General features: G+C 34.2%; 12 protein-coding genes and 1 pseudogene. 6 read left to right on the plus strand and 7 right to left on the minus strand.

The window, feature by feature from the left end; translation table 11 throughout:
- Window positions 1-151 precede the first annotated feature (151 nt).
- On the plus strand, window positions 152-3,094 hold the full coding sequence (locus ACRBBL_RS18875) for a T9SS type B sorting domain-containing protein (RefSeq protein WP_431370641.1): 2,943 nt from the start codon (window positions 152-154) through the stop codon (window positions 3,092-3,094).
- 32 nt (window positions 3,095-3,126) lie between these two features.
- Here ACRBBL_RS18875 and ACRBBL_RS18880 read toward each other — a convergent pair whose 3' ends face one another.
- Together ACRBBL_RS18880 and ACRBBL_RS18885 are read right to left on the minus strand one after the other, a co-directional pair.
- Entirely contained in the window at window positions 3,127-3,507 is a 381-nt protein-coding gene (locus ACRBBL_RS18880; RefSeq protein ID WP_431370642.1) for a DUF2750 domain-containing protein, read from the minus strand.
- A 58-nt stretch (window positions 3,508-3,565) separates the two neighbouring features.
- Window positions 3,566-3,979 (minus strand): VOC family protein, encoded by a 414-nt coding sequence (locus ACRBBL_RS18885; protein ID WP_431370643.1) that lies wholly within the window; start codon window positions 3,977-3,979, stop codon window positions 3,566-3,568.
- A 160-nt stretch (window positions 3,980-4,139) separates the two neighbouring features.
- On the opposite strand from ACRBBL_RS18885, the gene ACRBBL_RS18890 reads away from it, so the two are divergent.
- A complete protein-coding gene (locus ACRBBL_RS18890; RefSeq protein WP_431370644.1) occupies window positions 4,140-5,171 on the plus strand; it encodes a hypothetical protein in 1,032 nt (343 codons plus the stop codon).
- An 85-nt stretch (window positions 5,172-5,256) separates the two neighbouring features.
- Here the strand turns inward: ACRBBL_RS18890 and ACRBBL_RS18895 are convergent, their stop codons facing one another.
- A complete protein-coding gene (locus ACRBBL_RS18895; protein ID WP_431370645.1) occupies window positions 5,257-5,388 on the minus strand; it encodes a hypothetical protein in 132 nt (43 codons plus the stop codon).
- Between the two features lie 449 nt (window positions 5,389-5,837).
- On the opposite strand from ACRBBL_RS18895, the gene ACRBBL_RS18900 reads away from it, so the two are divergent.
- Both ACRBBL_RS18900 and argE read left to right on the plus strand, forming a co-directional pair.
- Window positions 5,838-7,241 carry a YfcC family protein gene (locus tag ACRBBL_RS18900; protein WP_431370646.1) on the plus strand — a complete coding sequence of 468 codons (1,404 nt, stop codon included), beginning with the start codon at window positions 5,838-5,840 and terminating at the stop codon, window positions 7,239-7,241.
- A gap of 2 nt (window positions 7,242-7,243) precedes the next feature.
- Window positions 7,244-8,389: an acetylornithine deacetylase gene (gene argE / locus ACRBBL_RS18905; protein ID WP_431370647.1), complete on the plus strand. Its 1,146-nt coding sequence runs from the start codon at window positions 7,244-7,246 to the stop codon at window positions 8,387-8,389.
- A gap of 142 nt (window positions 8,390-8,531) precedes the next feature.
- Here argE and ACRBBL_RS18910 read toward each other — a convergent pair whose 3' ends face one another.
- A complete protein-coding gene (locus ACRBBL_RS18910) occupies window positions 8,532-17,027 on the minus strand; it encodes a BspA family leucine-rich repeat surface protein (protein WP_431370648.1) in 8,496 nt (2,831 codons plus the stop codon).
- A gap of 124 nt (window positions 17,028-17,151) precedes the next feature.
- On the opposite strand from ACRBBL_RS18910, the gene ACRBBL_RS18915 reads away from it, so the two are divergent.
- Window positions 17,152-18,813: a tetratricopeptide repeat protein gene (locus ACRBBL_RS18915; RefSeq protein ID WP_431370649.1), complete on the plus strand. Its 1,662-nt coding sequence runs from the start codon at window positions 17,152-17,154 to the stop codon at window positions 18,811-18,813.
- 137 nt (window positions 18,814-18,950) lie between these two features.
- Window positions 18,951-20,375, plus strand: coding sequence for an SLC13 family permease (locus ACRBBL_RS18920; RefSeq protein ID WP_431370650.1), 1,425 nt, complete (start codon window positions 18,951-18,953; stop codon window positions 20,373-20,375).
- Between the two features lie 102 nt (window positions 20,376-20,477).
- Here ACRBBL_RS18920 and ACRBBL_RS18925 read toward each other — a convergent pair whose 3' ends face one another.
- The 3 genes and pseudogenes from ACRBBL_RS18925 to ACRBBL_RS18935 all read right to left on the minus strand — a co-directional run.
- Window positions 20,478-21,413, minus strand: coding sequence for a DUF6920 family protein (locus ACRBBL_RS18925; RefSeq protein ID WP_431370651.1), 936 nt, complete (start codon window positions 21,411-21,413; stop codon window positions 20,478-20,480).
- 10 nt (window positions 21,414-21,423) lie between these two features.
- Window positions 21,424-21,879: a pyridoxamine 5'-phosphate oxidase family protein gene (locus tag ACRBBL_RS18930; protein WP_431370652.1), complete on the minus strand. Its 456-nt coding sequence runs from the start codon at window positions 21,877-21,879 to the stop codon at window positions 21,424-21,426.
- Window positions 21,880-21,970: 91 nt separating this feature from the next.
- A pseudogene (locus ACRBBL_RS18935) lies at window positions 21,971-22,198 on the minus strand (heavy metal translocating P-type ATPase); the annotation flags it as partial.

Below are 22,198 nucleotides of genomic sequence, written 5' to 3' on the forward strand. Positions count from 1 at the left end.
AAATAACTGTAACAGAAAATGATTTTTTCATTACACCAAGAAAAAATGGTTCAGCCTAAAACCATTATTCCTTGCAAGTTACAGCGTAAAAACGAACTATTTTGCCCAGTTATTTTAAATTGAAATTAGTATTATTTATCTATAAAATTGTATGAAGAAATATTACAAATTTGTTTTTGGTGTGTTCTTTTTTTGTCTAAATGTTGCATTTGGACAAGGGGAAGGTGTCAATTGGTATTTTGGTTCCACTGCAGGCTTAGACTTTAATACCTCGCCTCCTACTGCACTCACAGATGGCGCTTTAGAAACTAATGAAGGTGTAGCAACCATTTCAAGTGAATCTGGTCAGTTACTTTTTTATACTGATGGAAGATCTGTTTGGGACAGAAATCATCAAATAACTCCAAATGGTACAGGTTTAACGGGCGATAGTTCTAGTACTCAATCGGCTATTATAGTTCCAAAACCAAACGATCCTAACATTTATTACATTTTTACGGTAGATAATGAAGCTGCCAATGATGGACTTCGTTATTCTGAATTTGATCTTACCTTAAACGGCGGGAATGGTGATGTAACCACTTTTAAAAATGTACCGCTTTGGACTCCAACTGCCGAGAAAATTACAGCTATTCAACATGCCAATGGTATAGATTTTTGGGTATTAAGTCACGCTTGGGGCGGCGATGGTTTTTTGATATTCGAAGTGACTTCGGCAGGTGTTAATGAAACTGCAACTGTACAAAATATCGGTTCAGATCATAGTGGCGATAGTAGCAAAACAATTGGCTATATGAAAACTTCTTCTACGGGAGATAAACTAGCAATTGCACAATGGTCTTCGGGTAGCTTTGTAGAAATTTTTGATTTTGACGATGCTACAGGAATTATTTCCAATCCCATAAAATTAGAAAACGTTTTTTACCCTGGAGCACAAAATGGCGCGTACGGACTTGAGTTTTCTCCAAATGCCGAATTGCTTTATGTTTCAGATTTAAGCTTTGGTTCTTCCATTGAAAGTACTGTACATCAGTTTAATATTACTTTGGGGAATCAAGCAGATATTGAAAATTCAGATGTAATTTTATATCAAGGATCTGATATTATTGGTGCGATTCAGTTAGCTGTTGACGAAAAGTTATATTTGGCAAATACAGGAAATCCATTTCTTGACGTTATAGAATTTCCTAATGAAATTGGTACTGCCGCCACGTATTTAAATCAAGAAATTAATTTACAAGGCAGACAATCTAGGTTTGGACTTCCCACTTTTATTCAATCGTTCTTTGTGGGGAGTATTCAGTTTGAAAATGTCTGTTTGAGCGATGAAACTAATTTTACCTTAAATACTACAGAAGAAAATATCACTTCCATTGCTTGGGATTTTGGAGATGGTGGTACTTCTGATCTAATGAATCCTAGTCACACCTATGCAAATACTGGAACTTATGAAGTAGCTGTTACCATTACTGTTGATGGAGAAATAAGAGTAACCACGCGAGAGATTACGATTTATACAGTGCCAACAGCCAATCCAGTTTCTGATTATCTTTTGTGTGATGATATTTCTAATAATGAAATAGAAAATTTTGACCTTTCTACAAAAATTGGTGAAGCACTTGGCGGACAGTCTGATGTAGATTTTAATGTAGCCTTTTATGCTTCCTTAGAAAATGCAGAAAATAACGAAAATCAATTGCCGTTGTCTTTTGACAATACAACTAATAATCAGGAAATTTTTGCAAGAGTATTTAATTCAGCGCAAGCTAGTTGTCATGATATTACGAGTTTTACGCTTATCGTAAATCCTTTGCCTGTAGCAAATACAGTTGATGATTATGATATTTGTGACGATCAAAGTAATGATGGTTTTGAAATTATTACGACAACTCAATTTGATAGTGCTGTATTATTAAATCAAGATGCCAGTGACTTTGTAATTACGTATCATTTAACGCAAGAAGATGCAGATGATGATATTAGTGCATTGCCTATTAATTTTCAAACTACAGACAATCCGCAGCAAGTTTTTGTACGAATTGAAGCCGCAGGAAATGCGACCTGTTTTGATACAACCGATTTTGAAATTACCATTACTCCTGCCATTATTGCCAATGAAGTAAATGATTTATTTGAGTGTAGTTTTTTAGACAATCCAAATATGGCAACGTTTAATTTAGCTTCACAAAATGATGAAATTTTAGACGGTCTTACTGGAACGTATGCTATTACCTATCATCTAAGTCCGCAAAATGCAATGATGAATGTAGATCCGATTAGTAGTACACATACAAACACTACCAATCCGCAGCAAATCTACGTACGTATAGAAGATACTACGAATGCAAGTTGTTTTGATATTATAGACTTTTCGATTAATGTACTCGCAACACCTATTATAAACGAAAATGAAACGTTGTATTTGTGTACAGATGGAGTTGTTGTATTGTCTTCTGGCGTTCCTGCCGATTTTTATAATTGGTCTAATGGAGAAAGTACCGAAAGTATTATTGTAGATACCGCAGGAACCTATACTGTTGAAGTTGGAAATAGCTATACTGTTTTTGGCGAACAACAAAATTGCAGCAATACAAAAACGTTTACTGTCATAGAATCTGGTCCAGCTACAGGTATTGATGTTACTATTACCGATTGGACTAATTACCAAAATACCATTGCCGTTGTTGTACAAGGTTTGGGTGATTACGAATATTCGTTAGATGGTATTAATTATACCGATTTGAATCTGTTTGAAAATTTACTCGCAGGCGAATACACAATGTATGTGAGAGATAAAAACGATTGCGGAATTGTTACGCAGCCAGTGTATCTACTAAACTATCCGCGATTCTTCACGCCAAATAATGATGGTTTCAATGACAATTGGCAAATTATTGCTTCCGATAGCGATCCTACACTAGAAATTTACATTTTTGATCGTTATGGAAAAAGAATTACGACTTTACATCCTTTATCTAAAGGTTGGGATGGAAATTATAATGGCAAAAAAATGCCTTCTGGCGATTATTGGTTTAAAGTAGAAAGACCAATGATAGGAACAATTTACACAGGACATTTTACACTAAAGCGATGATAATTTTCTTTTAGTTATTATTTCACGAGTATTTATTCGTATTGTTGGCATTCGAATATCAAATGATTCTTAATTTCGGTTGGTTTCACAACAATAGAATTCAATTTTTGATTTGGAAATCCACCAATAAGATAATCTTCAGTTTCTAATTTGTCCATCCAATCCATAAAATCATACAGATCAACCTTTTTTATGACACATTTTTTCCATTCCTTTTTGATTAATTCTTGAGCGAATTCTAATTCTGGCCAGATAGGAATAACCGTTTCATTGTCACTCCCTAAGGTTACATAATTCCCCTTTTTATCAGCAATCAAAAAAACTTCTTCAAAATCCGCAATTTTTCTTATCAGATATCCATAACGTTCTTTCGATTCAAGATTGAATACGCTTTCTAATTGTTTAATGTGCATAAGATTGTTTTCTTTTAATGGTTGGTAACGCTGTTTGTGTATTGTTTTCCTATTTATGCTAATTCCAAGGATTATATGAGCCAAAATTCCAAATATGTCCTTCAATATCCTTGCATGTATAGCCACGACCTCCATAACCTTGATCCTTAATGTCTAAAAGTATTTTTGCACCTTGGGCAACAGCATTCTTATAATGTTCATCAATTTCTTCAACAATTATATAAGGTGCTTGCGTATTCATTCCGTTCAAACTGTTGGGTGTTTTTATCAATTTGCCGTATTCGCCATCGTTTTCGGAACCTAACATAATCATCGAATTTTCATATGTCAGTTGTGCATGTATAATTGTATTATTTTCTCCAGGGACAACAAGGTGCTTTTTAAATCCGAATGCTGCACATAACCATTCGATGGCTGTTTTTGCATTTTTATATTGAATTGTCGGAATAATACCTGCTTTATTTGCTGTCATAATTCTGTGGATTGATTGTTCTAAAGTTACTAAAAGAATTTCATACAAAATCAAATTAAAAAGTATGATATTTTCACACATACAAAAAATACGCAATTCTTCGTATTGTTATTTATTCTGAAAAATTCAATTTTTGAAACGTAATTTAGTCACCTCTACTATGCAAAAAAGACTTACAAATCAAGATCGGAAAAAGATAAAGAAGAAATTATGGTTTATGGCAGCTTTAGTGCTGTGTTTTATTGGCATTTTTTCAGCTATCTATTTTTTTGCGCTGCGTGATTCTTTCCAAGAAACGGATGGTTTCGGATACATTCCACTAATTATTTTTGGCGTTTTTGGATTGTTTTTTATTGGCGTCATTGCGTATATGATTTCAATTTTTGTGACTGATTTGAGTGCAGGAGTTAAAGATTGCTTTGAAGGAATTATTGAAGATAAAAGGCTTGATATTAAACAAAGTACTTCAAGAACGGGAAGTTCTGGCGTTCGAAGTTCTAGCGGACGTAAAACCAACACAAAACGCTATTATTATATCACTATTGATGGTATAGAACACAAAATAGAATATGCTATGTATCGAAATGTGAAAGTTGGCGATACTGTTTATTTTGAAATCGCGCCAAAATCGCATGTGATTCTATTTTATGAAGTACTTAAAAGTGCTGCATCAATTTCATCATCTGTTATTGATAGATCGAAAAGAAGCAATTATCCTGATTCAAGAATTAGACAAGCACCTTTAACGCGAAAAGACAAAAATGCTATTCGTGCATTTTACGATACAAAAATGCGTTCTCGATTGTTTGTTGCTGGACTTTTAGGCGCAGTCGTTTTTGGACTGATTTATAATGGATTGCTCATATTTGTTCTCTTTCTTTTTCCTATCCCAATCATTGTACTTGTGCAAGTGTATAAAGCTGTAGTGCTGTATTTTAATTTTAAAAAATCGATAGATAGCGGAAGAAAACAACTTATTAGTACAGAGGTAACTGATAAACTCTTTACAACCATTTCAAACAGTAAAGGAAAGCATGAAAAGAATACAATAACAACATCTTATAAGGTTATTTCAGTTCCCGAAAATGTATATCAAGACATCAATATTGGAGACGAAATCATTGTTCATGAAGCATCACATCTATCAATTATTACTGGCATTACTTTAGAAGATGTTTATTATGAATTTTGATGTAGCAAAATAAAAAACTACTGATGCTCTTTCTAAAAAACGAATCAGTAGTTTAAAATTCTATAAGATTAGTTTGCAATACATATTAACAACATGCCCACCATCCTTTGGAATCACCCCAATAGATACAAGCGCAGACAATACCTCCGTTAATTTCTGTTTGCTCTTTTTTGTCTAGTGTCTTAACTCCATTAAGGTTTGAAATGTTTTTTAACATGATATAAAGTTTTTGGTTAGATAAAAAAATATAGAAACGATTCATGAATTGCTTACGGTAAGACCGTAATTAACAGTAGTTCAACGTAATTCACATTCAACCAAAACTTTAAGAATAGTAACTATTCAAGTGTTTTCTCTAAATAAATAGGGCTTTTTAACGGTGTTTTTATAAGTTCTTTTTTCATTTCTTTATCATAAAAATATATACAACGAAAGCTATGAGTACATACAGAGATAAATTATCTGATAAAATAAGAGATGGCTATAGTTGTAGTACCTTATTTTGGTCTTACTTCTTTATTTTAGCAATTATACTAACCATCATTTTATATGTTATATATAGTTAGTAATTCTGGAGTTCTTTTCATTTTATTTCCTTGAAAAATCGAAAGTATTTGAGTTTTTGATTACATTACACTTTTATTTATTTTCAAACATAACCAACTTTTGAATACGACTTTAAAAAACAGGAAAAAATGGTATGAACATATTCCTCATGCTGTAGTAATTATATTCCTAATTATAATTTTTGTAACACTGCTTAGTTATATTATCCCTGCTGGGGAGTTTAAGCGTATGGTAGTTGATGGTCGTAATCGTGTGATTCCAGATTCATTCACAACTATTCCAAATACACCCATAGGTTTTTTAGACATGTTTAAAGCCATTCCTTTAGGTTTTAAGGCAGCCATTGAAGTAATGTTTGTCGTTTTTGCTGGCGGTATTATGTTTGGTATTATGGAACGTACCAAAGCGATTGAAAATGCCGTTGGAACCTTTGTAAAGATACTTGGACAGGAAAAGAAATATCTTGCCGTAGTCATTATGACCTTTATTTATGGAGCTCTTGGTGTTTTTGTAGGGTATGAACACAACATCGCTATGGTTCCTATTGCTGCTGTAGTTTCATTAGCACTTGGTGGCGATTTAATATTGGCCGCTGGAATTTCAGTTGGAGCCATCACTATTGGATTTGGACTGTCGCCCATAAACCCTTATACAGTTGGTGTTGGACATAAGATTGCAGAACTTCCTTTGTTTTCTGGCGCTTTGTTACGAAGTATTTTATGTTTGAGCGCACTTAGTTTTTTAGCCTTTTATAATGTTCGATATTTAAAAAAGATCACTAAAAACCCAGAAAAAGGTCTTGGAAAAGGGTTAAACATAGATGGTATTTCACTTTCCAAACCTATTAAAGAGTATACAATATCAGTAAATAACTGGCTCGTAATTTCTGTTTTTATACTAGGTTTAGCATCCATTTTATATGGTGTTTTTAACCTGAAATGGTACCTCAACGAAATCTCTGCTGTATTTTTAATGGTCGCTATTGCTGCGGGAATTATAGGTAGAATGGATACCAATACTTTTAGTGACACACTATTAAAATCAGTAGCGTATGTAGCGCCAGGCGCTTTTATGGTAGGTTTTGCAACCACTATAAAAATATTATTGGAAATGGGACATATTAGTGATACCATTTCATTTCACTTATCAGAATTATTAAAAGATTTGCCATTACATGTTTCTGCTGTCGGTATGTCCATATCACAAAGTGTTATCAATTTTTTTATCCCTTCTGGAAGCGGACAAGCATTGGCAACTTTACCTGTTATGATTCCGTCTGGAGAAGTTATCGGATTAACACGTCAAACAACTATTTTGGCATTTCAAATAGGAGATGGAGTTTCTAATTTAATCAACCCAACACTTGGCGGACTCATTGCCATGCTTAGCATGTGCCGTGTGCCTATAGATCGTTGGTTTCGTTTTATATTTCCTGTCGCCTTAATGGTATTTATTCTTTCAGCAATCACACTTGTAATAGCAGTATTAATAGGCTATAATTAACTATGAACGTAACTACAATATTAAGTCATTTAGTAAGTTTTCCTGTATTAGGAGGCGAAAGTAATTTGAGTATTATTCATTGGATTAAAGCGTATGTTGAATCTCATGGAGTATCGACAACACTTGTTCCAAACGAAGAGCATACAAAAGCTTCTTTGCACTGTAGAATTGGTCCTGCTGTTGATGGCGGCACTATTCTTTCTGGTCATACAGATGTAGTGCCCGTAAAAGGACAGACTTGGGATACAGATCCTTTTACACTAACCGAAAAGAATGGCAAATTGTACGCACGCGGAAGTTGTGATATGAAAGGGTTTGTAGCTTGTTGTTTGGCAACATTACCAGCTATGGTAAAGGCAGATTTAAAAAAACCGATCTATTTTGCGTTTAGCTATGATGAAGAAATAGGATGTTTAGCTGCTCCCGATTTAATCAAGCACATCCAAAAAACATATACAGAAATTCCTAAATATGCAATTATAGGTGAACCATCTATGTTAGAACCTGTTATTGGTAAAAAAGGAGTGTGTTATGTAAAAACAGAAGTAAATGGTTCAGCTGGACATAGTAGCGGAATTCATAAAGAAATAAGCGCTATTCATGAAAGTACACGTTTAATAGTATGGTTGGAAAATAAAATGAAAACAATTGCTACTACTTCTGTGGATGATCGTTTTAATCCGCCACATTCCACCATTCATGTAGGACAAATTAGAGGCGGCGTAGCTACCAATATTGTGGCTGATTATTGCTGCTTTGAATGGGATATTCGTGTGATTCCAAAAGATGATATTCACCAAATATTTGAAGATTATTTTGCTTTCTGTGCGGAAAGAGAAGCAGAAGTTCGTAAAAAGTTTGCTTCATTTAAAATAACAAATACATTGGTGCATCCACCAGTTCCAGCGCTAGACACCAAAGAAACTGATAGTATTGTTGGATTAGTACAAAAGCTAACAGGAAACTATAGTTGGAAAACTGTTGCGTATGCAGCTGAAGCTGGACAGTTTCATGAAGCTGGATACGAAAGTATTATTTGCGGTCCGGGTAGTATAGATCAAGCGCATCGCGCTAATGAATTTGTAACTCAAGAACAACTAGATCGTTGTGTTGAAATCATCGAAAAATTGATTATAGAGTTAAGTTAACTACTTTATTTTTCAATAATTTTGATGAAACATTTTCTATTACTTCCTTTTAAAACTTTATAATTATATACGTCAAGAGCTATCTCTTTATTCTCAAAAGGGATAGCTCTTGAAGATTTTATTTATATTTTACTCTTACAATCTAATTTTCAGGCAATTGCTCAATAATTTGATAGGTACTAAAGTTTAAAAAGTTTCCAGGATGTGCTAATATGTTTTGTAAAATGAGCGGCGTATCAGGACTTGTTCCAGAATATTGTGTACTTCCATTCATATTTACATCATTCGTATTATATCCACTCACTGCATACGTTGGGAAGTTTAAGAAGTTTCCAGGATCGTTTAATATTTCTGATAAAATTGCTGGCGTATCTGGCGTAGTTCCTGAATATTGAACAACTGTATCTTCATTAGCGTTTCCAGACCACATTGCTACTATTCCACTTGGCATTCCAGAAGTCGTTTGTGCATTGCTTCCAAAGGTAATTTGACTACTTGCATCTGTAAAATCAACAGAAGTTGTATTTATCAATATCGCTGTTGATGTCATAATTCCTAAATGATTACGGTGTTTTACAGCTATAAAATAAGTGTCTACACCAGCATTGAAAGACAGTACAGAAACTCCATCTGTGGCTACAATATCTCCATCTCTTTGTAATAATGCAGAAGTACTATATAGAATGTTAGTATTGTCATTTTTGTCTCTCAATTCAATCCAAATCCAATCTACAATAGCATTTGTTCCAGTCGTATTAAAAACACTTGCATCACAGGTTAATCCGTCTGCATATGGTGAAGTTGTTGGTAGTAAACTTGCTACACGTAAATCATCTCTCATGAGATTTTCTTCTCCTGTATTTGGATTTAAAGCGGCTCCTTGTAAATATACTTTTGCTGCTAGAAAGATTCCACAAGATTGTCCGCCATCCGTAATATCCCAATTATATGGCGCTGATGTTAGTGTTTCTCTGGCATCAAATGCTAAACAATAGGTAGCATCCGCATCGAATCGTACATTTGTTTGTAGGCCCGTTTCTCCAGCATCAATAGTAGCCCAACCAATTAAAGTATTGTCATAATTTTGTTGAGACATTGCTGAGCCTGTTAAGAAATTTACAAAGGTATCTACAGTGCTAATATCCCACGAAGATAAATCTTGATTAAAATCACGGGCACCATCAAACATTTCATTCATAAAGATGACATTAGATACATCCCAATTGTTCATAGGTTGATTATATCTTAATGCTCTATCAAACATAAAATGCATTCGATCTGCCTTACTAACATCCCAAGTATTTAAGGATTGATTAAAATTAAGAGCAGATTGAAACATCTCAGACATATCAATAAAACCAGTCACAAATTCACCAATATTCCATTGTGAAATATCCTGATTAAAACGTGTTGCACTCTTAAACATTCCTTTAAAATTGGTTACATTCCCTACATCCCAAGTTGAAATATTTCCGTTAAAACGAGAAAGGTTAAACATCGCCGACATATTTGTAATGGTAGACGTATCCCAATTGGAAAGATCTGCGGTTTCGATTTGTTTGCAAATCACAAACATTCTAGATAAATCTGTAGCTTGACTTAAGTTAGGACTATCTGTTGCATTGATTGCCATAAACTCACAACCGCGAAAAGCCTCTTTCATAGAAGTCCATTCTTGTGATCCCCATTGTTCAATAGATTTTATTTTGTCTTTATCTCCAGAACCGTTAAAATAGATTCTTGGAAAGTCTCCGATCACGCTTACTGTATAAATTCCAGCTGTTGTATAACTATGTGTTGCATTTCCTGTAAATCCAGACTCGATGGTTCCATCTCCCCAATCTACGACATAATTATATCCTGATCCTGTGGTTGGAATCGTAATATTTTCATTCGCTGTGGTGGTTTCCCATGTAGTCATAAAAGCATTTGTAAAATCACAATTTTGTCCGCCATCTGTAATTATCCAATTATACGTTGTGCTGGTAAGTATGTTCCTTGCACTTAGACCTAAACAATATTCTGGTGCTGCGGCAAAAACAATATCCGACGGAATATCGTCATCTCCGTCAGTTGCATTCCCACTACTATCCGTAGCCCAACCAATGAGCAATGCATCATAGTTTTCTGAAGTGAATGCGGTTGCATTTTGAAACATATTTTCAGCAGTTTCCGTAAACGTTACACTAGTTCCTAAACTACTAATATCCCAATTACTTAAATCTTGATTAAATGCTGCTGCGTTTTGAAACATATTGTTCATTCGTTGTACAGCAGATACATCCCAAGTGCTTATATCTTGATTGAAGTCAGTTGTGTTGGCAAACATGTATTGCATTTGTTCTACAGAAGACACATTCCAACCACTCAAATCTTGGTTAAAATCCTCCGTATTGGCAAACATGGTAGACATGGTAATCGCGCTGCTGGTATTCCAACCACTAATGTTTTGATTGAATCGAAGTGCACCTACGAATGTTTGAAGAAAATTACTCACGTTGGCAACATTCCAACTACTTATATCTTCATTAAATACTTCACATCCCGCAAAGGTTGCATACATATTGACAACATTGCTTACATTCCAATTTCCTATTTGATTTTTTAAATCTTCAAAATTGGTAGCGCCCTGAAACATTTGGTGAATGCCCATAGTTGTCACTCCACTAAAATCAGGTGTATCATCTGCATTTAATACTAGATTGCTACAACCTTGAAAAGCTCTGTGCATGATTGTCCATTGGTTTGGCCCCCATTGTTCAATCGTTAACAACTTGTCTTTTGATCCGTTTGGACGAGGCGTTACATTGTCTACTAAAAGGTCATTATTAAAATAAATTCTTGGAAATACTCCACTGATACTTACTGTATATACATCTGCATTGGTATAGGTATGTGTAGCATCGCCTGTTTGATTGCTCACTACAGTTCCATCTCCCCAATCTACTCTATAATCATACGTAGCTCCGGGAAACGTAGGAATCACTATAGTTTCATTTGCGCCTACTTGCCATGTAGTGATAAAAGAAATGCTTTCACAATCTTCCGTTCCACCGTTAATTATCCAATTATAAGGTATATCGGTTAAAATTTCTATTCCTGCTGCTCCCGGACAATAGGTTGTTGGAGGACCTTCGAATACGATATTAGAAGGAATATCGTCATCTCCATCCGTAGCATTGCCACTACTATCAGTTGCCCAACCTAAAAGCAATGCATCATAATTTTCTGAACTAAATGCTGTAGCATCAAAAAACATAAATTCTGCACTTTCTGTAAACGTGACACTGCTTCCTAAACTGCTGATGTCCCAATTACTCAAATCTTGATTGAAAGCAGTGGCATTTTGAAACATTCTGTCCATTCGCTGTACAGAGGAAACATTCCAACCACTGATATTTTGATTGAATGCTGTAGCGTTTTGAAACATTTTGTCCATTCGTTGTACAGTAGAAACATCCCAACCACTAATATCCTGATTAAAGGAAACAGCATCTATAAACATGGCATTCATATTCGTTGCACTGCTAGTATTCCAACCACTAATATTCTGATTAAAAGCAGCTGCTCCTGCAAACATGGCAGAAAAATTTTGAACGTTACTGGTATTCCATCCGCTTAAATCTTGGTTGAAGTTTGGATTGTTTACAAACATTTGAAGCAAACTAGTAGCTCCAGAAACATTCCAACCACTAATGTCTTCATTAAATAAAGTACAGTTGCCAAAAGTCGCCCACATATTCACCACGTTGCTTACATCCCAATTTCCAATTTGATCTTTTAAATCGACCAAATTACTGGCGTTGGTAAACATTTGCTGTAATCGTATTGTAGAAGCTCCACCTCTGCTTAAATCTGGACTATCATCTGCATTTAATACTAAGTTTGTACATCCCATAAAAGCACGACTCATGGTTGTCCATTGATTTGGTCCCCATTGTTCAATCGTTAAAATTTTGTCTTTATCTGTGGCTGCATCATCAAAAAATATTCTTGGAAACGTTCCTCTAATTTTTATTGTATGAATTCCCGCAGTTGTATACGTATGCGTCGCATCTCCTGTTTCGCTGGTATCAGCTGTATTATCTCCCCAATCTACAGTGTAATCATATGGATCTCCAGAAAACGTAGGAATCGTGATGGTTTCATTGGCTGTTGTGGTTTCCCAAGTCGTAATAAAAGAAATAGCATCACAGTCTTTTCCTGCATCCGTGATTATCCAATTATAGGTAGTTCCTGTTAAAAGCGCTCTTTCGGTTTCACTATTACAATACGTAAGACCTACAGCGCCTAAATTTATATCTGCTGGTATTTGTGTTTCGCCAGCATCTAGCGTTGCCCAGCTAATTAAAGTATTGTCATAATTTTCCATAGACATGGCTGTATTGTCTAGCATACCTCCCATACTATTCACTCCACTAATATTCCAACTTCCTAAATCTTGATTAAAAGCACTAGCATTCTTGAATACTTCAAAAAGACTTACATTATCTGATAATTCCCAATTGTTTAATGGTTGATTAAAGTTTGCATTATTTCTAAACATAAAGCCCATAAATGTAACGTTACTTACATCCCAATTGTTTATATTTTCATTAAAAGAAGAGTTTTGGAACATATATCCTGTTTGGGTTACATTACTTGTATCCCAGTCATTGATACGTCCACCATTATCAACAAAAGAACTTGTCCCTTCAAACATAAAAAGCATAGTTGTTAAACTGCTTAAATCTGGAATATCGGTAGCATTCATCACAATATTAGAACAACCTCTAAACGCTCTTGACATGTTTCTCCATGGATTAGTTCCCCATTGTTCAATAGACAATATTTTATTTCTATTACTGGTAGTAGAATTATCAAAGCGTATTTGAGGGAATTCCCCTGTAATTTTAACATCATAGGTTCCTGCGGTGACATACGCATGTGTTGCTTCCCTTGTTTCAAATGTTATTGGCGAACCATCTCCCCAATCTACATAATAATTATAGATTATTGGATTTACAATGTTCGTTTCTATAGGAATCGTAATTGTTTCATTTGCTGTGGTTGTTTCCCATTTGGTGATAAACGGTTCGTCAGTTGGACAATTAAGACCAGCATCACTCAATGACCAGTTTAAATCGTTATCTAAATAATCATGTTCGCTTACAGCATTGCAATACGTTAACCCAGAAGCTCCTAAATTGATATTTGAAGGTGTATTTGGATTGTTTCTCCAACCCACTAAAGTTAAATCATACGAACCGCTTGAAAGTCCTGAACCATTTAACATACTGCTCATGTCCATTGCATTGCTAAGATTCCAATTTCCTAAGTTTGTATCGAAGTTATTTGCTCCTTGGAACATTGAAGACAAATTTTCTACAGTACTTACATCCCAAGATCCCATTTTGCCACCTAAGTCTTTTAGTGCATTACAGTTTCTAAACATATCTTCCATATTACTTACCAAACTTAAGTCTGGCACATCAGTCGCTGTGATTTTCAAATTTTCACATCCGTAAAAAGCTTGGGCAGTACTCGTCCATTGATTGGCTCCCCATTGTTTAATTTCATAAAGTTTTAATCTTGTTGAGGTAGCGGCAGACAAGTTATTGTATCTAAATCTAAATTCCCCCGATAGTTTCACCTCGTAAGTTCCTGCTTGCGCATAGGTATGTTCTCTATTTCCAGAAACATCGTTATCTACAGTGCCGTCACCCCAATCTACAGTATAACTATTATTATTACCCGTAGCCCCCGTAAACTGAAATTTAATGTTCTCATTATTAGATGTGGTCTTCCATACCATAATAAATTTGTCTTCCTCTGGACAAGCTAAAGTTGCATCTAAAAATGACCAATTATTACTATTTTTTAAACTCGTGCGTTCCACTACAGAAGCACAATACTGTAAACCAACTTCTCCTACATTGATATTAGAAGGAATTTGAGTTTCACCTGGATCTAAAGTAGCCCAACCTATTAAAGTAGCATCATAATTATCAACGGATAATCCAGAATTATCAAGCATGTTGTCCATATTGGTAACATTAGAAATATCCCAACTTCCTAAATTATAATCAAAGTTTTTAGCGTTTTTAAACATCTGATACATTTCGATATTTTGAACATCGGAAACAAATTCGCCAATATTCCATTGTGAAATATCCTGATTAAATAGGTGTGTTTGATCATCAGAAGTCAAAAACATTTGAGCAAAATTTCTACATTTTCCTACATTCCAACCCGTGATATCTTGATTGAAGTTGATTGCATGATGAAACATTCCTCTAAGGGTAGTAGCGTTCGAAACATTCCAATTATCTAGCGGTTGGTTAAAATTAGGACAGACAAAAAACATACGATAGAAATCGGTTACGTTTTCAACATTCCAACTATTTAAATTCCCTTGGGTATTGATAGCTGTACTCTCGAACATATTGGCCAAAACGGTAACATTAGAAAGGTCAGGAGCCCCTGCATCGTTATTTACAACAAGATTAGAACAGCCATTAAAAGCACTCTTCATGCTAGTCCATTGAATAGCTCCCCATTGTTCAATGGATAGAATTTTATCTTTATCTCCCGTATTATTAAAAAATATTCGAGGAAAATCTCCATAGATTTCAACGGTATACGTTCCTGCAGTTGCGTATGTATGCGTGACATTCCCTGTATTATTGGTGTCGTAGGTTCCGTCTCCCCATTCTACTATATAGTTATATCCAGATGCTTCGGTAGGAATTTCGATACTTTCATTCGCGCTAGTTGTTTGCCAAGTGGTAATGAAAGCTATATCAGTACACTCAGGTCCTGAATCCGTAATGATCCAATTGTATGGTGTATTTTCTAAAATACTTCTTTCACTGTGTGCTTGACAAAAAGAGAGTCCAATAGCGCCCAAAGTAATGCCTGTAGGAATTTGCGTTTCTCCGTTTTCTATAGTTGCCCAACCCATCAATGTAGCATCATAATTTTCATCAGATACTCCTGAATTATTAAGCGTAAAACCCATATCTGTTACATTAGAAATATCCCAACTAGCCAAACTTTGATTAAAACTTAGCGCATCATCAAACATAAAACCTACATCTGTCACTTGGCTTATATTCCAATTTCCTATGGGTTGATTAAAGTCACTTGCTCCAGCAAACATTCCTTCCATGGTTACAGGCTCACTCGTATTAATTGTCCACCCTGAAATATCTTTATTAAAATCACGAGCCGAAGAAAACATATTTCTAAAATCTATTATGTTACTTACATCCCAATTGGAGATATCTCCATTAAATTTTTCAGCTTCGTTAAACATAAATGTAACAGACTCAATAGTGCTCAAATCCCAGTTATTCAAATTTGTTGCATTGAAATTTTTACATTTATTAAACATTCTCGATAAATCAGTTACGTTTGATAAGTTTGGAGCATCCGTTGCGTTATACGTCAGGTTTTCACATCCATCAAACGCATTGAACATATCTCCCCAAACAATAATTCCCCATTGTTCAATGCTTTTAATTTTTAATCGATCTCCTGTCTCGTTAAAATAGATTCTAGGGAATAAACCACCGATTCTTACAGTATATGTACCAGCACTAGTATATGTATGCGAAATATTTCCTGTAACTGAATTGTTTATTTGTCCATCTCCCCAATCTATATAATACCCATATCCTGGTCCAGCAGTAGGAATTGTAATAGATTCATTAGCAGTCGTAGTTTCCCAGGTTGTAATAAAAAGACCATCATCAGAAATAGTACTACAGTTTAAACCGCTATCTATAAAATTCCAATTCGTGGGAGCGTTAGACAAGTTTGTTCTTATTACTTGAGCTGCACAATAGGTGCTATTGTCAAATCTTACAGTTAAATCTGAAGGTATTTGTGTTTCTCCTGCATCTAGCGTTCCCCATCCCATAATAGTTTGGTCATAATTACTAGTAGAAACACCTGCACTTGCAAACATTGCGTCTGTACCACTTGCCGTTAAGTTACTAATATCCCAATTTCCTAAATTTTGATCGAAAGCTGGAGAATCTTGAAACATTCGGCTAAAGGTTTCTGCGCTACTGGTATCCCAATTGCTTAGATCTTCATTAAATACATCACAATTACGAAACATTTGCGCCATATTTTCTACATTGCTCATATCCCAATTACCAATAGAATTATTGACATCTTCTAGTGATCGAGCATCTCGAAACATCCTTCGTGTCGAAGTAACATTGGAAAGATCTGGCGTATCTGGTGCATTCAACACTAGATTTTCACAATCTTCAAAAGCTTCTTCCATGGTTGCCCATTGATTATTTCCCCATCTGTATATATAGGTGATTTTTTCTCTGTTTGAAGTTGGACTGTTTCCAAACCATATTCTTGGAAATGAACTACCATCTAGAATTCGTATAATGTACGAACCTGCATTTGGAAACGTATGTGTTAAATCGCCCGTTACATTGTTATAAGAAACCGTTGAATTAGATACAAAAGGATTAAAAATTTCAACATTGTAATCATACCCAGAACCACCTTCTGTAGGAATGGTAAAGGTATCATTAGAGTTGGCTATTTCCACTTGAAATTCAAAATGTTGAGAATATGCAATGTGGGACACACAAAAGAATAGAAATACACTTAAAAGTAGGTTTCGCATGGCAACAATTTTTTAGTTTTTGCAAACTTAGTTTGAAAACCAAAAAAAGCATTGTTTTATAAGGTAGCAAATGGTAGCAAATCTTAAAAAAATAGTACTTTTACGGACATTATAGAAGTTTTCAATGAAAAAGCAATCCTATTTATTTTACCTAGTATTCTTTGGTGTGACCTTGCTTGGTTTTTCTCAAAACAAGCAACAAAAAATTGATTCACTCACTGTTTTATTAGAAACAACTTCTTCTGATTCATTACGTGTTTCACATACAATAGATTTAGGAGTTTTAATAGATACTTCTGATCCAATTAAAGCTTCTGAATATTTTAAAAAAGCACTGACTATACTGGATGATAATTATCAATTTTCTGATAAAGCAACACAGCAAGCACTCGCCTACGATTGTTTGGGAATTATTGAACGTAGACGTAACAATTATAGTAAAGCATTACAGCATTACTTGACATCGTTAAAAATTAAAGAAAAAGCCAAAGATTCTTCAAAAATTGGACGTTCATATCATAATATTGCCATGTTATTTCGTTCACAGAAAAAATATGACAAAGCCATTTCTTATATGAAAAAAGCTTTAGTAATGCGACGTAACGATAGTTTAGATTATGGAGTATCACTAAGCAATTACGGTCACTTTTTATATTTAAAGAAAGAACTTGATAGTGCACTTGTCGTTTTAGACAGCGCCAAAAATTATTTTACCGAGCCTCTTTATTTATCAGATGTAAATCGATATAAAGCAAAAGTATACAGGGCCAAAAAAATGTATCTAAAAGCTTTAGAATTCCACAAACAAAATCTTGTCATTTACAAGAAAGAAGAAAAAATAGAGCGATTGGCATCTACCATGAAAGATTTAGCTTTTAATGCTCGAAAAATGCATCTGTTTAGTGAAGCATCAAAATACCTAGATAGTAGTGAGGTATTAACGACTCAATATGGAAATAAATTATTATTGGGCCGATTGTATTTGGAGCGTTATAAAATTGAACGAGATCAAAAAAATTATAAAAAAGCCTTATCTTTTTATAGGACTTACAAAAAATATAGAGATTCCTCTAGAACCATAGAACAATCTGAACGTTTTGAAAAATTAGCTTTAGAATTTAAGTTTAAACAAGAAGCATATCGTGACAGTTTACAAGCATCCACAGAAAAAATAGAATTACAAAGAGTTGCCAAATCACAACGTTCACAAAAACGTCTGTTTGCTGTTTTATTTTTTTTAGCATTGATCGCTTTCGTTAGTTTATTTCTTTTATATAGATATAAACGAAAAATTAACCTCAGAAATCATCAGAAAAAAGAGTTAGAGACTGAATTGTTGAATGAAAAAGTAAACTTTCTTCGCTATAAAACAGAACGGTTGTTGATGGATAATAAGATGCGAACAGATTTTAAAAAAGAATTACTAGATAGTATTAAAGAATTGCAAACCAAAGATAGCAGCTTAAGTGTCGTAAAAATGTATCAAACTATTTTGGTGCAGCTCAAAAATCAACTCAATACAGAAAAACGACTCGATAGTGTCTCAAAAGTAAACAATATGTCAGAAGCTAATTTTGAAATCCACTTGGCAAAAAAGTTTCCAGATTTGACCAAATCAGAACGCGAAATTTGCCATTTGATGTATTTGAATTTAAGTTTGAAAGAAATTATGAATGTCCGCAACGCTACCTTACCATCTATCAAATCTGCACGCTATCGCATTCGAAAAAAACTACAAGTTCCTAAAGGCGAAGAGTTAGAGTTGTTTATTAAAAAACTTTTTTAAAGAATCATTTTTCATCATTCCATCATAAAAGATAAAGTTTTTACACAAATATGTTTTCATTTCTTTATTTTGCAGTAGTAACACCATGTACACTTTCATTTTAAAGTGAATGATTCTATTTGATCATCTTAATAACTATGAAGAAAAAAATAATTCTCGTTTTAGGCCCTATTATCTGTTTGTTCTTTTTCTTTTCGCCATTTCAATTCATTAGTCCGGAAGCTGATAAAGTGATTGGAGTTGCTTTGTGGATGATTTTATGGTGGATTACAGAAACAGTTTCTATTTCGGTTACCGCTTTAATTCCACTTACTTTTTATCCGTTGTTAGGCATTATGCCGATTAAAGAAGTTGCGGTAAATTACGGGCATCCGATCATTTTTCTATTTTTTGGAGGATTTGTCTTAGCCTTAGCTTTAGAGAAAGTAAACCTTCATAGACGTGTTGCGTTGGGAATTATTAAACTCACAGGCACAAGTCCAAACAAAATCATTTTAGGTTTTATGTTGGCGACTGCGTTTTTAAGTATGTGGATTAGCAATACGGCGACAACAGTTGTCATGCTTCCTATCGCCTACTCTGTCATAGAATTATTGATCAATGACGAAGATGGTTTCACTAAAAAAGATAGAAATTTTGCGCTAAGTATTATGCTTGGTATTGCTTATTCTGCGAATGTTGGCGGAATTGCTACGTTAATTGGAACACCACCAAATATTGTACTGGCAGGTTTTATGGAGAGTGAATATAATTACAATATTTCCTTTTTAAAATGGATGATTGTAGGCATTCCGTTTACCATTATCATGTTGTTTTTCATCTATTATGTTTTAACAAAAATAATGTATCCAAATAAGTTGGCTTCTTTTGAAAAATCGCAAGAAATTATTGATTTGGAGATGAAGAAGCTAGGGAAAATAAGCAAATCGGAAGTTATTGTATTGGTTATTTTTATTTCAGCAATTTTACTGTGGATTGGAAAAAACTACCTTAACAGTCTATTCCCCAATTTAGCATTGTCAGATACAACCATTAGTCTTATTGCGGCTTTTGCTTGCTTTACCATCACTCATAAAAACACTTCAGTTTTAGCTTGGGAAGATACCACCAAATTACCTTGGGGAATTTTATTATTATTTGGTGGCGGACTAGCCCTTGCAAGTAGTCTTTCAAACGTAGGTATTATTGATATGATAGGAACTGCAGTGAGCGATAATACAACGTTGAGCATTTTACTTATTTGTAGCATCTTGATAGCTGTGATGTTATTTATGACCGAATTGATGAGTAATGTTGCCTTAATTTCCATTTTTGCACCAATGGTTGCAGGTGTTGCTTTAGGACTGAATATGGATCTTTTACATATTTTAATTCCTGTAACAATGGCTTCAAGCTGTGCATTTATGCTACCAATGTCTACGCCGCCAAATGCTATTGTGTTTGCTAGCGGACATGTTAAAGTAGCACAAATGGCGCGCGCAGGCTTTTTACTAAATATTATATCGATTGTTTTATTGATTGTATTTTTTCAGTTTGTAATACCCTTAGTTTTTAGCATGTAAAACAATCTTTTCTTTTGATTGTACACAAATGAATCTCTTGCTTTCATTACATAACAACTTGTACTTTTAATGTGTCAATAATTCAAGGATGTTATTTAGATATTAATTCATTTTAGTTGTATTGTAGTTTATATCAGTAATTTCAACCGTTAACCAATGAAAGTCACCTTCTTTTAGTTTCCAAATTACATGTGATTTATTGGGAATTCTGATGCCGTTAAATTCTTTGTGTGAAACGATTTCAACATGCCATTTTTCAAGTGTTGCATCGGTAGTGTTTCCATAAAAACGTTCAGCTTCAAAAGACATAATTTCGCCTTCTTCAGAGAAATTAAAAATACCTGAAACGGTTCTATTTTTTATCGTGAATGTTGCTTTTGCTGAAGTAGCATTTATAGCTTCCCAAACAATGCTAGGATGTAAAGCTGCCGTTGGAAACCAACAAATTTCTGCCAAGTAACGAATCATTGCAGCAGAATTAATTTTATCCGTTTCTTTTACTTTAACAACCGCCATAAGCGCCGCTAATTTTATAAGCATTGCTCCTTTTCCTTTGATTAATTTGTCGCATCCGTAAAGTTGTATGAATGGAAACATTGTTACGTTCGCTATCCAAACAAAAGAAGTTTCAATAGTATTAAAATATTGATTTGCTATAAAAGGCATCCATGGTGCATTCGGTTTGGTTCGCATTTCACCTTTTTGTTTTAGCTGAACGAAATGCAAATGATGTTTATCTATGACTTGTGATTTTCGCAACCATTTTTGCACACTTAAAGGAAGATGTGAAATGGCTTTTACTGTCACTAACGAAACTCCCATATTACTTGGGAATTGCATTATTTTTTTTGATTCTGCATGCGTCATTTCAAAAAAACGATATGCTGCATACGCAAGGGTTACCACTAAGAAAATGATCAAATTTAATATTGTCCAATACTTAGTGTTTTCCCAAAATAATATGATGAGAATTTGGCATAGCAAACATACTATGAAACCAATACAGGTTAGGATATATTTTGTTTTAGAATAACGCATATACTTGTATTTAATTCCTGCGCATTCGTCCCGTAATTTCTTCAATTTGAATTAAAAAGACAACAGGAAAATCATCTTTGTATATTTTGCTAGAAAATTGATTGATGAAGTCTAATTTCCGTTGTTCTTTTCGGATGATTAAATCTTTAACACCTAATGAAAAATCGTGAAGATATGCTTTTGCTGTACTTCCTTCTAGTTCTTCAAAAGTACCGTGTACAACAATCGAATTCCAATGGTTCACAGAATCAATTTCAGAAACTTCCATTGCTACGGCAGTTATTTTACGCATTGCTGTGATTTTATGTCCTTTAGCAGAATAGCCAATAATTATATTTCGCTTTTTATCAAAATAGTACGTTATAGGCGCTATAAATGGTTTATTTTGATAGATGTATGCTAAGTGACCAATATAGTTTTCTTCTAAAATTTTAGAACGCTCTTTTTCGTTGAGTATTTTAATCATAATAGTGTGTTTAGGTTTGTACTAAAGTATATATTACCATATGAAGAAAATATGATTTTGGTCAGCTACACCATTTTAATTAATTGAACTCCTACTCCATTTCATAACGAAGCAATCGCAACGCATTCAACACAACAATAATGGTTGACCCTTCATGAAGTAATACTGCCATTCCGATGTTAGTAAGTCCTAAAATGGTAATAGGCACTAAGAAAAAAACCATCCCTAAGCTGATTAAAATATTTTGCTTTATAATTTTTTTAGAAGCTGTGCTCAGTCCAAAAACAAACGGAAGATTTTCAATTTTATCTGACATCAA

Origin of the sequence: Kordia sp. (assembly GCF_050633145.1) — a bacterium.
GTDB lineage: Bacteria > Bacteroidota > Bacteroidia > Flavobacteriales > Flavobacteriaceae > Kordia.

Coding starts and splice junctions, on each gene's coding strand:
- ACRBBL_RS18875 (WP_431370641.1), top strand. CDS start 152: ATGAAGAAATATTACAAATTTGTTTTTGGTGTGTTCTTTTTTTGTCTA.
- ACRBBL_RS18880 (WP_431370642.1), bottom strand. CDS start 3,507: ATGCACATTAAACAATTAGAAAGCGTATTCAATCTTGAATCGAAAGAA.
- ACRBBL_RS18885 (WP_431370643.1), bottom strand. CDS start 3,979: ATGACAGCAAATAAAGCAGGTATTATTCCGACAATTCAATATAAAAAT.
- ACRBBL_RS18890 (WP_431370644.1), top strand. CDS start 4,140: ATGCAAAAAAGACTTACAAATCAAGATCGGAAAAAGATAAAGAAGAAA.
- ACRBBL_RS18895 (WP_431370645.1), bottom strand. CDS start 5,388: ATGTTAAAAAACATTTCAAACCTTAATGGAGTTAAGACACTAGACAAA.
- argE (WP_431370647.1), top strand. CDS start 7,244: ATGAACGTAACTACAATATTAAGTCATTTAGTAAGTTTTCCTGTATTA.
- ACRBBL_RS18910 (WP_431370648.1), bottom strand. CDS start 17,027: ATGCGAAACCTACTTTTAAGTGTATTTCTATTCTTTTGTGTGTCCCAC.
- ACRBBL_RS18915 (WP_431370649.1), top strand. CDS start 17,152: ATGAAAAAGCAATCCTATTTATTTTACCTAGTATTCTTTGGTGTGACC.
- ACRBBL_RS18920 (WP_431370650.1), top strand. CDS start 18,951: ATGAAGAAAAAAATAATTCTCGTTTTAGGCCCTATTATCTGTTTGTTC.
- ACRBBL_RS18925 (WP_431370651.1), bottom strand. CDS start 21,413: ATGCGTTATTCTAAAACAAAATATATCCTAACCTGTATTGGTTTCATA.
- ACRBBL_RS18930 (WP_431370652.1), bottom strand. CDS start 21,879: ATGATTAAAATACTCAACGAAAAAGAGCGTTCTAAAATTTTAGAAGAA.